The organism is Streptomyces sp. NPDC088553, assembly GCF_044752965.1.
GTDB lineage: Bacteria > Actinomycetota > Actinomycetes > Streptomycetales > Streptomycetaceae > Streptomyces.
In genome coordinates, this window is record NZ_JBIVMG010000005.1 from 646,820 (window position 1) to 661,123 (window position 14,304).

A 14,304-nucleotide genomic window follows, 5' to 3' on the forward strand; every position below is an offset into this window, starting at 1 on the left:
CGGACCCTTCGTCCGTCCGGCCGACCGACGTCCCTCCTTCGGCCCAACGGCCCGGCGTGGCGCCCCCCGACCCGCTTCCCGGCGCCCCGACCCGGAGATATAACCGGCGGTACCGGGCCGAACGCCCCCGGTCGCCTCGACTGGCCGGTTCGCGACGATCCGATAACGACTCATGAACGGGTCTTTAACTGACATCTACGCGCGTTACGATCGCCGCGAAACCAGCGCCGGAAGAGGCGCTTTCGGTCAGTCTTGAAGGGACCCTCCTCTTGCGCCGGATCACCAGGATCACGACCGTGGGCATCGCCTCCGCGGCGCTCGCCCTCTCCGCCACCGCCTGTGGCAAGTCTTCGACGGACTCCGGCTCCAGCCCGAGCTCGAGCGCGAAGGCCACCAAGGCCGCCATCGCGTACGACATCGGCGGCCGTGGCGACCAGTCCTTCAACGACGCCGCCTACGCGGGCCTCAAGAGGGCCGAGGACGAGCTCGGCGTCAAGGGCGCCGAGGCCGAGCCCTCCGAGGGTGAGGGCGACGCCGACAAGGTGCAGCGCCTGACCGCGCTCGCCCGCGCCGGGAACAACCCGGTCGTCGGCGTCGGCTTCGCCTACGCCCCGGCCATCGAGAAGGTCGCCAAGGCCTACCCGAAGACCACCTTCGGCCTCATCGACGACACGTCGAAGACCGGCCCGAACATCGCCAACCTCGTCTTCAACGAGGAGCAGGGCTCCTACCTGGCCGGCGTCGCCGCCGCCAAGGCGTCCAAGACCGGCACGGTCGGCTTCATCGGCGGTGTCGAGGTTCCGCTGATCAAGAAGTTCGAGGCGGGCTTCGCGCAGGGCGTCAAGGACACCAACCCCAAGGCGAAGGTGCTCGTCCAGTACCTGACCCAGCCGCCGAACTTCGACGGCTTCTCGAAGCCCGACCTCGGCAAGGCCGCCGCGGAGGGCCAGCTCGACAAGGGCGCCGACGTGATCTACGCCGCCGCCGGTCTGGCCGGCTCCGGTGCGATCGAGGCCGCCTCCGCCGCCGGCAAGTGGGCGATCGGTGTCGACTCCGACCAGTACAACCAGCCGGGTCTGGCCTCCTACAAGGACGCCATCCTGACCTCGGTCACCAAGGACGTCTCGGACTCGGTCTTCAACGTGATCAAGTCGGTCCAGGACGGCAAGCCGCAGTCCGGTGAGGTCCGCTACGGCCTCGCCACGGACGGTGTCGCGCTCGCCGACTCCAACCCGAAGTACAAGGAGATGAAGGACCTCATCGCCGCGGTGGACAAGGCGAAGAAGGACATCATCGACGGCAAGATCACGGTCAAGACCGCTCCGTAAGGACGGCGGTCACGACCTGAGCCCGCGGGCCCGGAGCGGTGGCACCCGCCATCGCACCGGGCCCCGGGCCCATTCCCGTACGGGTTTTCATTTTTCGGCAGCGCTACGCGTGTAGATGTCTCCCTGGCACGATAACTTCACCCCGCCCTGCCCTCCCGCTCCCACTCCTTCCGGCCAAGGAGAGTGCGTCATCAACGCGTCCAGCCCCCCCGCCGTAGAACTGCACGGCATCACCAAGCGATTCCCCGGCGTCGTCGCCAACAAGGACATCGCCATCACGGTCCGCAAGGGCACCGTGCACGCCCTCATCGGCGAGAACGGTGCCGGCAAGTCGACCCTCATGAAGATCCTCTACGGCATGCAGAAGCCGGACGAGGGCACCATCGCGGTCGACGGCCAGCAGGTCACCTTCTCCAGCCCCGGTGACGCCATCGCGCGCGGCATCGGCATGGTGCACCAGCACTTCATGCTCGCCGACAACCTCACCGTCCTGGAGAACGTCGTCCTCGGCGGCGAGAAGCTCTACGGCATCGGCGCCAAGGCGCGGAAGAAGATCCAGGAGATCTCCGACGCGTACGGCCTCGGGGTGCGCCCCGACGCCCTCGTCGAGGACCTCGGCGTCGCCGACCGGCAGCGTGTGGAGATCCTCAAGGTCCTCTACCGCGGCGCCCAGATCCTCATCCTCGACGAGCCGACCGCGGTCCTCGTCCCGCAGGAGGTCGACGCGCTCTTCGACAACCTGCGCGAGCTCAAGGCCGAGGGCCTGACCGTCATCTTCATCTCGCACAAGCTGGGCGAGGTCCTGAAGGTCGCGGACGACATCACCGTCATCCGCCGGGGCACCACCGTCGGCACCGCCGACCCGAAGACCGCCACCACCAAGCAGCTCGCCGAGCTGATGGTCGGCAGCGAGCTGCCCTCGCCGGAGACCCGCGAGTCGACGGTCACCACCGTCCCGATGCTCCAGGTCGAGAAGCTGACGCTGACCGAGGCGGGCGCCGTCGCCGGCACCCCGCTGACCAGCGCCGCACCGCCGGACCCGGCGAAGACCGTCGTCGTGCTGGAGGAGCCGGCCGGGGGCCGCAAGCTCCTCGACGACATCTCCCTCACGATCCACAAGGGCGAGATCCTCGGCATCGCCGGCGTCGAGGGCAACGGCCAGACCGAGCTCATCGAGACCCTCATGGGCATGGCCACCCCCGACGCGGGCGTCATCACCCTCGACGGCGTGGACATCTCCAAGGTCTCGGTGCGCAAGCGCCGCGAGGGCGGCATCGGCTACATCCCCGAGGACCGCCACCGCCACGGCCTGCTCCTCGAAGCGCCCCTCTGGGAGAACCGCATCCTCGGCCACGTCACCGAGGCGCCCAACTCCAAGCGCGGCGTCCTCGACCCGAAGGCCGCCCGCAAGGACACCGAGCGGATCGTGCGCGAGTACGACGTGCGCACCCCCGGCATCGACGTCACCGCCGCCTCCCTCTCCGGCGGCAACCAGCAGAAGCTGATCGTCGGCCGCGAGATGAGCCACGCGCCCAAGTTCCTGATCGCCGCGCACCCCACCCGCGGTGTGGACGTCGGCGCGCAGGCGCAGATCTGGGACGCGATCCGGGACGCCCGCCGCGAGGGTCTCGCGGTGCTGCTCATCTCCGCCGACCTCGACGAGCTGATCGGCCTCTCCGACACCCTCAAGGTCATGTACCGCGGCAAGCTCGTCGCGGACGCCGACCCCGCCACCATCACGCCCGAGCAGCTGGGCTCCGCCATGACCGGCGCGGCCGGCGGTCAGCTCGAAGGCGACGAAGAGCCCGAAGACGGTGACGCCCGATGATGAAATTCGACAAGGACAAGTTGATCCTGGGGGCGGCCGGACCGGTCCTCGCCCTGGTCTCCTCGTTCGTGCTCACCGTCCTGGTGCTGCTCGCGACGGGTCTCGACCCGATCGAGCCGATCACGCTGATGATCGACAACGCCGCGTTCGCCGACATCCAGGTCCTGATCGTCAACCAGACGGGGATCTACTACCTGGCGGCCCTGGCCGTGGCCATCGGCTTCCGGATGAACCTCTTCAACATCGGTGTCGACGGCCAGTACCGGCTCGCCGCGATGGTCTCGGCCCTCGTCGGCGCCTCGATCGAGCTGCCCGGCCCGCTGCACATCCTCGTGATCGTGCTCGTCGCGATGTTCACCGGCGCCTTCTGGGCCGGCATCGCCGGCATCCTGAAGACCACCCGCGGTGTCTCCGAGGTCGTCTCGACGATCATGCTGAACGCCATCGCGACCTCGCTGGTGGCCTGGCTGATCCTGCCGAAGAACTTCGGCGTCCAGCCCGAGGGCTCGAACAACCTCACCACCGGTGAGATCTCCGAGTCCGGCTGGTTCCCCGGCATCGACATGGGCGAGGGCAACGGAGTCATCTACGGCTTCACGTTCGTCGCGCTCGCCCTCGGCGTCGTCTACTGGTTCGTCCTCAACCGCACCCGGTTCGGCTTCGACCTGCGCGCCACCGGCGCCAGCGAGTCCGCCGCCCAGGCCAGCGGCGTCGACGCCAAGAAGATGATCCTCACCTCGATGCTGCTCTCGGGCGCGCTGGCCGGCCTCGCGGGCATGCCGACGCTGCTCGGCGAGTCCCACACGTACAGCCTCGACTTCCCCGTCGGTGTCGGCTTCACCGCCATCACCATCGCGCTGCTCGGCCGGAACCACCCGGTCGGCATCTTCTTCGCGGCCCTGCTCTTCGCGTTCCTCGACAAGGCCTCCTCGTCGCTGGACACCGAGGGCTACCCGAAGGAGATCACCAAGATCATGCAGGGCATCATCGTGATCGCCGTGGTCGTCTCGTACGAGCTCGTCCGCCGTTACGGCCTCCGCCGCCAGCAGCAGAAGGTCGGCGAGGAACTCGCCGCCGGCGGCGCCATCAAGACCGACAAGGAGGTCTCGGCATGAGCACCGGCACTGTCACCAAGCCGAGCGCCGCGCCCAAGGGCGGCGGACGCCGCAAGCTCACCCTGCCGTGGATCATGCTGATCGTCGCGGCCGGTCTCCTGCTCTTCTCCTTCGTGCGGGCCGTCTCCGGGGCCAACGACCTCACCTCGGTGGGTCAGGTCTCGGGTGCGCTCAAGCTCGCCGTGCCGATCGGTCTCGCCGGTCTCGGCGGTCTGTGGGCCGAGCGCGCGGGCGTCGTCAACATCGGCCTCGAAGGCATGATGGTGCTCGGCACCTGGTTCGGCGCCTGGGCCGGTTACCAGTGGGGTCCCTGGACGGGTGTCGTCGTCGGTCTCCTCGGCGGCGCGCTCGGCGGCCTGCTGCACGCGATCATCACCATCACGTTCAACGTGAACCACATCGTCTCCGGTGTGGCGGTCAACATCCTCGCGGTGGGCTTCACCCAGTACCTGTCGAACTTCACGTTCGCCGAGGCCGAGGGCGGCTCCTCCAAGCAGTCCCCCCGCATCGACCAGATCTACGAGATCACGGTTCCGGGTCTCTCGGACTGGCTGACCGATCTCCAGGGCAAGCACTGGTTCTTCATCTCCGACCTGGCCGGCATCCTCGGTGGCCTGGTCACCAACCTGTCGCTCCTGACGATCGTCGCCCTGCTGCTCGTCCCGGCCACCTGGTGGCTGCTCTGGCGCACGGCCTTCGGCCTGCGGCTGCGCTCCTGCGGTGAGAACCCGGTCGCGGCCGAGTCCCTCGGCGTGAACGTCTACAAGTACAAGTACATCGCCGTCGTCGTCTCCGGCGCCCTCGCGGGCCTCGGCGGCGCGTTCCTCGCGATCGTCTCCACCGGCATCTACCAGGAGGGCCAGACCGGCGGCCGCGGCTACATCGGTCTCGCCGCGATGATCTTCGGCAACTGGATGCCCGGCGGCATGGCGCTCGGTGCGGGCCTCTTCGGCTTCACCGACAGCCTCAAGCTCCGCGGCGGCGCCGAGAACGTCCACGCGCTGCTGCTGCTGGTCGCCCTGCTCCTGCTGATCGCCGCCCTGTGGCAGCTGTACAAGAAGAAGTACGTGGTCGGCGTGATCTCCGCGGCCTTCTCCGGCGGCTTCTTCCTCTGGTACGCGCTGACCGACGAGGTCCCGAGCCAGTTCGTCGACGCGGCCCCGTACATCACCACCCTGCTCGTGCTCGCCCTGTCGGCGCAGCGCCTGCGGATGCCGAAGGCGGACGGCCTGCCGTACCGCAAGGGCCAGGGCAAGTGACGACCGCCCTCTCCGAGGCCGACTGGGAGGCCCTGCGGGTCACGGCGCGCGAGGCCATGGCCCGTGCGTACGCCCCGTACTCGGGCTTCCCGGTCGGTGCTGCGGCCCGTGTCGAGGACGGTCGGACGGTCTCCGGCTGCAACGTGGAGAACGCCTCGTACGGCCTCGGCCTGTGCGCCGAGTGCGGGCTCGTCTCGGAGCTCCAGGCGACCGGCGGCGGGCGCCTCACGCACTTCGTGTGCGTGGACGGCCATGGCGAGTCCCTGGTGCCGTGCGGCCGCTGCCGGCAGCTGCTGTACGAGTTCGGGGGCCCCGAGCTCGTCCTGGAGACGCCCGCCGGGTTCCTGACGCTCGCCGAGATGCTGCCGCAGGCGTTCGGCCCGGACCACCTCGCGAAGTAAACCTCGGAGCGGCCCTTCCGGCACGATGGGAAGGGCCGCTCCTCCTTTCCCCCTCTATGCGCGTAGAAAGAGGCACCACCATGGACGTCATCTCCGTCATCCGCACGAAGCGGGACAAGGGCGAGCTGAGCCCGGAGCAGATCGACTGGGTCATCGACGCCTACACCCGCGGTGCGGTCGCCGACGAGCAGATGTCCGCCCTGGCCATGGCCATCCTGCTGAACGGCATGAACCGCGCGGAGATCGCCCGCTGGACGGCCGCGATGATCGCGAGCGGCGAGCGCATGGAGTTCTCCTCCCTCTCCCGCCCGACCGCCGACAAGCACTCCACCGGCGGCGTCGGCGACAAGATCACCCTCCCGCTCGCCCCGCTCGTCGCCGCCTGCGGCGCGGCCGTCCCGCAGCTCTCCGGCCGCGGCCTCGGCCACACCGGTGGCACGCTCGACAAGCTGGAGTCCATCCCGGGCTGGCGCGCGCTGCTCTCCAACGAGGAGATGCTGCACGTCCTCGACACCACCGGCGCGGTCATCTGCGCGGCGGGCGACGGCCTGGCCCCGGCGGACAAGAAGCTGTACGCGCTCCGCGACGTCACCGGCACCGTGGAGGCGATCCCCCTCATCGCGTCCTCGATCATGTCGAAGAAGATCGCCGAGGGCACCGGCTCCCTGGTCCTCGACGTCAAGGTCGGCACCGGCGCCTTCATGAAGAACATCGAGGACGCCCGCGAGCTCGCCTCCACGATGGTCGGCCTCGGCACCGACAGCGGCGTGAAGACGGTCGCGCTGCTCACCGACATGTCCACCCCGCTCGGCCTCACCGCCGGCAACGCCCTCGAGGTCCGCGAGTCGGTCGAGGTGCTGGCCGGCGGCGGCCCGGCGGACGTCGTCGAGCTGACCATCGCGCTGGCCCGCGAGATGCTCGCGGCGGCCGGCATCAAGGACGCCGACCCGGCGAAGGCGCTGGCCGACGGCTCGGCGATGGACCACTGGCGCCGGATGATCGCGGCCCAGGGCGGCGACCCGGACGCGGCCCTCCCGGTCGCCCGCGAGCAGCACGTCGTCACGGCCCCGTCCTCCGGCGTCCTGACCCGCCTCGACGCCTACGACATCGGCATCGCCGCCTGGCGCCTGGGCGCGGGCCGCGCTCGCAAGGAGGACCCGGTGCAGGCCGGCGCGGGCGTCGAGATCCACGCCAAGCCGGGCGACACGGTGACGGCGGGCCAGCCCCTCGTGACCCTCCACACGGACACCCCGGAGAAGTTCGACTACGCGCTGCAGTCCCTGGGATCGGCCTGGGACATCGCGGCCCCGGGCACGGAGTTCACCCCGAACCCGATCGTCCTGGACCGCATCGCGTAAGGGCGGGTGACCGCCCACGAACGAACGGGACCGGTGGAACCCCACCGGTCCCGTTCGGCATTGGTGGGCCGTTGACGACCAGTGCCTGTCCGGCGGATCACGGCCGGCCGGGCCCTAGACGGCCGCTCCCAGCAGCCCCGTCAGCTCCCGCATGTCCTCGAAGACCACCGTGCCCGGGCCCGCCAGGCGGGCCGCCGGGGTCAGGCCGCCGGTGTAGCCGAAGGCGCGCATGCCGGCCGCTCGGGCCGCCCTGACGCCGTACGGGCTGTCCTCGACCACCGCGCAGCGCTCCGGCGGGACGCCCATCGCGGCCGCCGCGTGCAGGAAGAGGTCCGGCGCGGGCTTGCCCCGTGCCACGTCGCGGGCGCTGAACATCCGCCCCTCGAAGCGGTCCAGGAGGCCCGCGCGGCCGAGGTTCTTCCGGATGGAGGCGTGGCTGCCGTTGGAGGCGAGGCAGTACGGGACCGCCAGCGCGTCCAGCAGGTCCGTGACCCCCTCGACGGCCGTCAGTTCCGCGTCCAGGGCATCCTCGTACCGCTGCTTGAAGGGCGCCTGCCAGTCGGGCTCCAGCGGGCGGCCCCGGCGCTCCTCCACGATCGCCGTGAGCATGTCGTGCGAGGATCCGACGAAGTACTCGACCATCTCCGCCTCGGTGAACTCCGCCCCGAGGCTCGCGAACACCTCCCGGTCCACACGGCAGTAGATCCGCTCGCTGTCCACCAGGACGCCGTCGCAGTCGAAGATCACCAGTTCGGCGGGCTCAAGAGTCATGCCCCCGACCCTATGGCCGAAGTGATCACCGATGAGTTCTGGTCCGAGGGCCGGTCTCAAGCCGTGTGGACACCAGACGACCGCTCGTCGTGACCCTGACCGCCCGCCCCACCGGGGACGAGGTGGCGCGTCTCTGTGCCGAGCTCAGGGCCGCGCCGCCCGGGGACGTGGTCTGCGAGGTCGGCGCCCTCGCGCCCGCCGACCTCGCCGCCGTCGACGCCCTCGCCCGGCTCAAGCTCGCCGCCGGGCGCGGCGGGCACCGGATCCGGTTCGACGGAGCGGGGCCCGACCTGCGGGCCCTGCTCCAGCTCACCGGACTCGGCGGGACCCTGGGCCTCTAGCCCCTGGGCCTCTGGGCCCTCTACGCCTCCAGTCGGGCCGGCAGGTCGAAGAGCGGGAACCAGCGCTCGGTGTCCAGGAAGAAGTCCATCCCGGCGACCTTGCCGTCGCGGAGCTCCAGGACGATGAGCGCCCACGGGCTGAAGCCGCCCGTCGACGGGTCCGGGTGGTACTGGGCGAAGGCCGGGGAGCCGTTCGCCACGGTGGGCACCAGCTTCGAACCGGCGCACACCTCGCCCACGCCCAGCATCCAGCCGACGATGTCGTCGTGCCCCTGGAGCCAGAGGTCGTACGGCGGCATGGACATGGTCGCGTCCTCGTGGAGGAGCGCGGTCAGCGCCTTCATGTCGTAGCCCTCGAACGCGGCGACATAGCGCTCCAGGAGCGCCTTCTGCTCCTCGTCGAGGGGGTTCGCGGTGTCGGAGGCGGCCGGCGCCTGCTCGGCCAGCGTCGCGCGGGCCCGCTGGAGGGCGCTGTTGACCGAGGCGACGGAGGTGTCGAGGAGCTCGGCGACCTCGCTCGCCTTCCAGGCCAGCACCTCGCGCAGGATGAGCACCGCCCGCTGCTTGGGCGGCAGATGCTGGAGCGCGGCCACGAACGCGAGCCGTACGGTCTCCCGGGAGACGGCCGTCTCCGCCGGGTCGGCGACCGAGGGCAGCACCCGCCCGTCGGGCACGGGCTCCAGCCAGGTGATCTCCGGCTGCTTGACGAGCTGCGCCTGCGCGACCGGCGTCGGGGAGGTCAGGTCCATCGGCCGTGCCCTCCGGTTGCCCGCGTTCAGCGCGTCCAGGCAGACGTTGGTGGCGATCCGGTAGAGCCAGGACCGCAGTGAGGAGCGCCCCTCGAAGGAGTCGATGGCCTTCCAGGCGCGCACCATGGTGTCCTGCACCGCGTCCTCCGCCTCGAAGGAGGATCCGAGCATCCGGTAGCAGTAACCGGTCAGCTCCCGGCGGTACTTGTCGAGTTGGTCGGTCGTCGCGGTCGCGGCGTCGCTCATCGGGTCCACACCCCACTCACCCCTCACCGGCACCCGTTCGGTGCCGGTGAGAGGGAAGCTACCGCAGGGGACTGACAACCGGGGTCAGGTTCCCGGCTTGCGCCCGTAGATGAAGACGTCGTCGCCGTTCCTGAGCAGGCTCCAGTAGACCTTGGCGTCCCTCGACGTCATGTTGACGCAGCCGCCCGAACCCGGAGGGTTCCACATGGACTTGGTCGTCGAGTGGAAGGCCTGCCCGCCGTCGAAGAACTGCGAGTACGGCATGGAGACGTGGTAGAGCGTCGACCAGTGGTTGATGTTCCGCCAGTAGATCTTCTTCGCGCCGGTACGGGTCTCGGTGCCGTCCTTGCCCGTACGGACCGGCACGGGGCCGTACTTGAGGCGTGCGCCGTCCTGGATCCAGGTCAGCTGGCGGGTCAGGTCGACACAGGCGATCCGGCCCTTGTTGGTCGGACACTTGCGGTCCTTGTTGGGGTTGGTCCCCGCCGCCCGCTGCTGGAGCATCGTGTTCATCGTGCGCCAGGTGACCGTCCCGGCGTAGCCCGCGGCCGGGGTGATTCCGTGCTTCGCCTGGAAGGCCTGGATGGCCTTGCAGTCGGCGAGCGACTGGCGTCCGTCGGCCGTGCGGCCGAGGAACTTCTCCACCTGCTTCTGGTACGGGCCCGTCGTCACGTTGCAGGACGCCGCCTGCGCCGGAGCCGCACCGAGCGCGATCGTCATCGGCAGCACCAGCGAGGTGAGGCCCGCCGCGATGCCGGCTCTTCCGGCTATTCGACCCGTGATCTTCTTCATGATCGTCAACTCCCCCTAGAGTCCTATCTGTCAGGACGTCCGGGGGAGCGACTCAGTTGCAGCGGATTCGGCCGTAATCAGCAGGACGTCGCGAGCCGACCCTGCCGTGCCTCCACGCGCGCGCTGTGGCTGCCGTACAGGGTCACCGAGACGACACCGAGGACCGCGACGAGACCGATCAGGACGGTGCCCGCCCACCCGCCCGCGTGGAACGCGATCGCGCCGAGCGTGCCGCCCGCGCTGCTGCCCAGGTAGTACGCGGACTGGTAGAGCGCCGAGGCCTGCGCGCGGCCGGTCGTGGCCGTACGGCTCACCGAGGAGGAGGCGACCGCGTGGCCCGCGAAGAAGCCGGCGGTGATCAGGACGAGCCCCGCGAGGACCGCCGGCAGCGCGTCGGAGAGCGAGAGCAGCAGGCCCGCGGCGGTGGTGGAGACCGCCAGGTAGAGCGCCCCGCGCCGCCCCAGGCGGCCGACCAGCCTTCCGGCGGCGGCGGAGGAGACCGTACCGACCAGGTAGATCAGGAAGATCGAGCCGATCACGCCCTGCGGCAGCGAGAACGGGGCCTCGACCAGGCGGTAGCCGATCACGGTGTACACCGCGCCGAACACCGTCATGAACAGGGCGCCGATCACGTACAGCCGCATCAGCAGCGGGTCCGCGAGGTGTGTCCGCACGGTCCGGGCGAGCGCCTTCGGGTTGAGCGTGCCGGGCGTGAAGTGCCGTGCCTTCGGCAGCAGCGCCCGGAAGGCCAGCGCGCACAGCAGAGACGTCAGGCCGACGGCGGCCAGACCCGCCCGCCAGCCCCACATCTGGGCCACCCAGCCGGTCACCAGACGGCCGCTCATGCCGCCGATCGAGTTGCCCGCCACGAACAGGCCGATCGCGGCGATCAGCGCCTTGGGGCGGACCTCCTCGGCGAGGAAGGCCATCGCGGAGGCAGGCAGCCCGGCGAGCGCGGCGCCCTGGATCGCGCGGAGGGCGATCAGGGACTCCAGGTTCGGGGCGAGCGGCACGAGGAGCGCGATGCCGACCGCGACCGACAGGGAGGCGATCATCATCGTGCGCCGGCCGAAGCGCTCCGAGAGGGCGCTGAGCGGGATCACGCACAGGGCGAGGGCGCCGGTCGCGGCCGAGACCGTCCAGGAGGCGGCGGACGCGGTGGCGCCGAACTCGGCCGAGACGGCCGGGAGGAGGGCCTGCGTGGAGTAGAGGAGCGCGAAGGCGGCGAGGCCGGCGGCGAAGAGCGCGAGGCTCAGACGGCGGTAGCCGGGGGCGCCGGGGGCGAGGCGGGTGTCGGCAGGGGCGGGGCGGGTGTCGGCGGACGCGTGGGTGGCGGCCGCCTCGGTACTGGCGGAAGGCATGTCTCGAACGTAGGACGCCCCGCTTCATGCGTCCAATGCACGGAACTGCTGTAATCGTTCCCATGGTGCATGAGTACAGGTCACAGCTTCGCCTGTCACCGAACAGTAACGAAGAAGACATGGGACTGCTGCTCGCCCCGCGGCTCGCGTACTTCGCCGCCGTCGCCCGGCACGAGCATGTGACCAGGGCCGCGGCCGAGATGGGCGTCCCCCAGTCCACGCTCTCCCGCGCGATGGTCCGCCTCGAACAGGACCTCGGCGTCACGCTCTTCGCCCGCCGCGGCCGCACGGTCTCCCTCACCCCCGCCGGGCGCCGCTTCCTCACCGCCGCCGAACGGGCCCTCGCCGAGGTCGAGCGGGCCGCCGACACCGTACGGGCCGACGCCGACCCGACCGCGGGCCGCGTCGCCTTCGGCTTCCTCCACACCATGGGCTCCGAGACCGTCCCCGGGCTCATCCGCGCCTTCCGCGTCGACCACCCGGGGATCCGCTTCACCCTCGTCCAGAACTACGGCGAGGCCATGATCGAACGACTCCGGGCCGGCGACCTCGACCTCTGCCTGACCTCGCCGGTGCCGGACGCCCCCGACCTCGTCGCCCGCCGCCTCGACGAGCAGCGGCTCCGGCTCGTCGTCCCCGACGACCACCGGCTCGCGGGCCGCAAACGCGTCCGCCTCGCCGAGGCCGCCGACGAGACCTTCGTGACCCTGGAACCGGGGTACGGGCTCCGCCGCATCACCGACGACCTGTGCGCGGACGCCGGCTTCAAACCCCGGATCGCCTTCGAGGGCGAGGAGGCCGAGACCCTGCGCGGCCTGGTCGCCGCCGGCCTCGGCGTCGCCCTGCTGCCCCCGCCGGCCGTGCCGCGCCCCGGCGTCGTCGAACTCACCGTCACCGCGCCGCGCGCGGTCCGCGAGATCGGCGTCGCCTGGCTGGACGGCCACCCGGACACGGCCCCCGTGGCCGCCTTCAAGAAGTTCCTGCTCGGCAGGCGCGGCCACCTGCTCCCGAAGGAGCCCGTGGCGCCCCACCTCCCGGCGGAGGCCGACGCGAAGGAGCCGTCACCTCCGGAGTGAGCCCCCGAAGCCCGCCGCGAGCGGCATCCGCAGGCCCAGCGGCGGGGGAGCGGCCATCGCGTCGGTCACCGGCCGGGCGACCGGCCGGGCGAAGAGCGCGCCGAGGACGAAGTCGGCGGCGAGGGCCCGCACCTCGTCCGCGTACTGCCGCAGCGCGTGACCGTCCGAGTGCACCTCGAACCGGCACGTGTCGCGGTTCGCCTTCTTCGCCCGCTCGGCGTACCGGAACGACAGCTCCGGGTCCGTACGCGCGTCGTTCGTGCCGTGCACGAGCAGCACCCGGCGCCCCACCAGCTGCCGTACGGCCTCCGGCTCCGCCGCCATGTCGTCCTCCGGCAGCCACGGGGCGAGCGCGAGGACCGCGCCGACCGCGCCGTGCCCGGCGGCCCGCAGCGCCGCCCGGCCGCCGAGGCCGTGGCCGACGAGACAGACCGGGACGTCGCCGTAGCGCCGTACCGCCTCCGCGACGGCCCAGGAGGCGTCCGCCGCGAGGTTCGCGTCGGCGCCGTTCCAGCCGCGCCCCCGGTAGCGCACCACATGGGCGACGAGCCCCTCGGACCGGCCCGCCCGGACGAGTCCGCGCCCGAGCGGCAGCATCGCCGCGTGCGCCAGCGTGGAGGCGCGCCGCCCCGACTCCGGCTCGCCGTCCGGAAGGAGCAGCACCACGCCGCCCACCGCCGCCGACGTGCGGGATCCTCCAACAGGCCGACCGAGCCGGGGTCTCCGGGCGTCGGGCGGCCCCACGAGTGCGAAGTGCGCCATGACAGAACAGTCTCAGAAGGAGAGGTGTACGCCAGTCGTACGCGCGGTCTCTGTTACGTATCGTCCGGCGGGGCACCCTTGTTCGGCCGGGATCCAGTACGTGACGGCGATCCGCCGCGCGGGACCGTCGACACGCATCGCGCCACCGCACGGGAGCACCAGCTGCGGGTCGGTGTGCCCGACGCCGACGTCGAACAACGCCCTGCTTCCGGGTGCGTGCTCGACCAACGCCCTCGGCAACGGCTCGCGTTGGCCCTCCGCAGGTGTCGGCGTGTCGCTACGCCCTCTCGAAGTAGTGGATGGTGTCGGCGATGGCGAAGCCCCTCCGTCCGTACCAGCGGTGCGGCCACTTCGCCTTGTTCGCGCTCAGGAAGCGGAGGTCGCAGCCGGCCTCGGCCGCCAGGTGCAGGGCCGTGTCGAGGACCCGTCCGGCGTGGCCCTGCCCCAGGTGCGCCTCGGCGGTGACCAGGTCCTCGATCCGGGCGATCCCGGCCGCCGGGTCGAGATACAGGTCGGCCCACGACGCCACCTCGCCGTCCTCGGTGTGCACGGCGAGGAACCGTACGTCGTCGGCGGCTCCGAGGCGGGCGGTCCGCCGCTCCACCAGCTGGTGGACCTTCCGACACCCCCGGCACGAACCGGCGCCAGGCCGCCGAGGCCGGGGCGCGCAGCTCCTCGACGCCCACCTGCCGGGCCCCGCCGTGCGCCGGGACCGGGCCGGTGTGCCGCATGAGGTACGTGGTCGCGTGGGTGTAGCCGGCCCGCTCCAGCGGCCCCCGGCAGGCGGCCGCGACCTCGTCGTCGACGACGTACACGAGCCGGTACGGGAGGTGGCCGAGCAGCTCCTCCGCCCGCGCGGGCAGCGCCTCGGGGTCGGTCGAGCCGTCGACCAGCACATGGTTGTTCCCCCGGGAACG

General features: G+C 71.2%; 14 protein-coding genes. 8 read left to right on the forward strand and 6 right to left on the reverse strand.

Going from position 1 to position 14,304, the window contains the following annotated elements:
- Nucleotides 1-269: 269 nt before the first annotated feature.
- From ACIP8Z_RS19825 to ACIP8Z_RS19850, 6 genes are all read left to right on the forward strand, one after another.
- The gene (locus ACIP8Z_RS19825; protein WP_402085003.1) at nucleotides 270-1,328 is read left to right on the forward strand and encodes a BMP family protein; all 1,059 of its coding nucleotides are present in this window, start codon (nucleotides 270-272) and stop codon (nucleotides 1,326-1,328) included.
- Nucleotides 1,329-1,443: 115 nt separating this feature from the next.
- The gene (locus tag ACIP8Z_RS19830) at nucleotides 1,444-3,156 is read left to right on the forward strand and encodes an ABC transporter ATP-binding protein (protein WP_402085005.1); all 1,713 of its coding nucleotides are present in this window, start codon (nucleotides 1,444-1,446) and stop codon (nucleotides 3,154-3,156) included.
- A complete protein-coding gene (locus ACIP8Z_RS19835) occupies nucleotides 3,153-4,271 on the forward strand; it encodes an ABC transporter permease (protein WP_402085007.1) in 1,119 nt (372 codons plus the stop codon). Before ACIP8Z_RS19830 ends, ACIP8Z_RS19835 begins: the two co-directional genes overlap by 4 nt.
- Nucleotides 4,268-5,530: an ABC transporter permease gene (locus tag ACIP8Z_RS19840; RefSeq protein WP_319310418.1), complete on the forward strand. Its 1,263-nt coding sequence runs from the start codon at nucleotides 4,268-4,270 to the stop codon at nucleotides 5,528-5,530. The genes ACIP8Z_RS19835 and ACIP8Z_RS19840 overlap by 4 nt, the downstream gene beginning before the upstream one ends.
- Complete coding sequence (locus ACIP8Z_RS19845; protein ID WP_402085009.1) at nucleotides 5,527-5,931, forward strand: cytidine deaminase; 405 nt, start codon at nucleotides 5,527-5,529, stop codon at nucleotides 5,929-5,931. Before ACIP8Z_RS19840 ends, ACIP8Z_RS19845 begins: the two co-directional genes overlap by 4 nt.
- Before the next feature lie 80 nt (nucleotides 5,932-6,011).
- Nucleotides 6,012-7,289 (forward strand): thymidine phosphorylase, encoded by a 1,278-nt coding sequence (locus ACIP8Z_RS19850; protein ID WP_073910196.1) that lies wholly within the window; start codon nucleotides 6,012-6,014, stop codon nucleotides 7,287-7,289.
- Nucleotides 7,290-7,403: 114 nt separating this feature from the next.
- On the opposite strand, the gene ACIP8Z_RS19855 is transcribed toward ACIP8Z_RS19850, so the two are convergent.
- Nucleotides 7,404-8,060 (reverse strand): HAD family hydrolase, encoded by a 657-nt coding sequence (locus tag ACIP8Z_RS19855; RefSeq protein WP_402085011.1) that lies wholly within the window; start codon nucleotides 8,058-8,060, stop codon nucleotides 7,404-7,406.
- Between the two features lie 65 nt (nucleotides 8,061-8,125).
- Between ACIP8Z_RS19855 and ACIP8Z_RS19860 the strand changes: the two genes are divergently transcribed.
- Entirely contained in the window at nucleotides 8,126-8,401 is a 276-nt protein-coding gene (locus tag ACIP8Z_RS19860; protein ID WP_402085014.1) for an STAS domain-containing protein, read from the forward strand.
- A gap of 20 nt (nucleotides 8,402-8,421) precedes the next feature.
- Here the strand turns inward: ACIP8Z_RS19860 and ACIP8Z_RS19865 are convergent, their stop codons facing one another.
- From ACIP8Z_RS19865 to ACIP8Z_RS19875, 3 genes are all read right to left on the reverse strand, one after another.
- On the reverse strand, nucleotides 8,422-9,396 hold the full coding sequence (locus tag ACIP8Z_RS19865) for a sigma-70 family RNA polymerase sigma factor (RefSeq protein ID WP_384232264.1): 975 nt from the start codon (nucleotides 9,394-9,396) through the stop codon (nucleotides 8,422-8,424).
- A gap of 84 nt (nucleotides 9,397-9,480) precedes the next feature.
- Nucleotides 9,481-10,188 carry a L,D-transpeptidase gene (locus ACIP8Z_RS19870; protein ID WP_402085017.1) on the reverse strand — a complete coding sequence of 236 codons (708 nt, stop codon included), beginning with the start codon at nucleotides 10,186-10,188 and terminating at the stop codon, nucleotides 9,481-9,483.
- A gap of 77 nt (nucleotides 10,189-10,265) precedes the next feature.
- Nucleotides 10,266-11,549 (reverse strand): MFS transporter, encoded by a 1,284-nt coding sequence (locus ACIP8Z_RS19875; RefSeq protein WP_402085020.1) that lies wholly within the window; start codon nucleotides 11,547-11,549, stop codon nucleotides 10,266-10,268.
- Between the two features lie 62 nt (nucleotides 11,550-11,611).
- Between ACIP8Z_RS19875 and ACIP8Z_RS19880 the strand changes: the two genes are divergently transcribed.
- Nucleotides 11,612-12,625, forward strand: a complete 1,014-nt coding sequence (locus ACIP8Z_RS19880; RefSeq protein ID WP_402085022.1) for a LysR family transcriptional regulator — start codon at nucleotides 11,612-11,614, stop codon at nucleotides 12,623-12,625.
- Here the strand turns inward: ACIP8Z_RS19880 and ACIP8Z_RS19885 are convergent.
- Together ACIP8Z_RS19885 and ACIP8Z_RS19890 are read right to left on the reverse strand one after the other, a co-directional pair.
- Entirely contained in the window at nucleotides 12,611-13,387 is a 777-nt protein-coding gene (locus ACIP8Z_RS19885; protein ID WP_402085024.1) for an alpha/beta hydrolase, read from the reverse strand. The genes ACIP8Z_RS19880 and ACIP8Z_RS19885 overlap by 15 nt on opposite strands.
- A 277-nt stretch (nucleotides 13,388-13,664) precedes the next feature.
- On the reverse strand, nucleotides 13,665-13,991 hold the full coding sequence (locus tag ACIP8Z_RS19890; RefSeq protein WP_402085027.1) for a GNAT family N-acetyltransferase: 327 nt from the start codon (nucleotides 13,989-13,991) through the stop codon (nucleotides 13,665-13,667).
- Nucleotides 13,992-14,304: the final 313 nt, after the last annotated feature.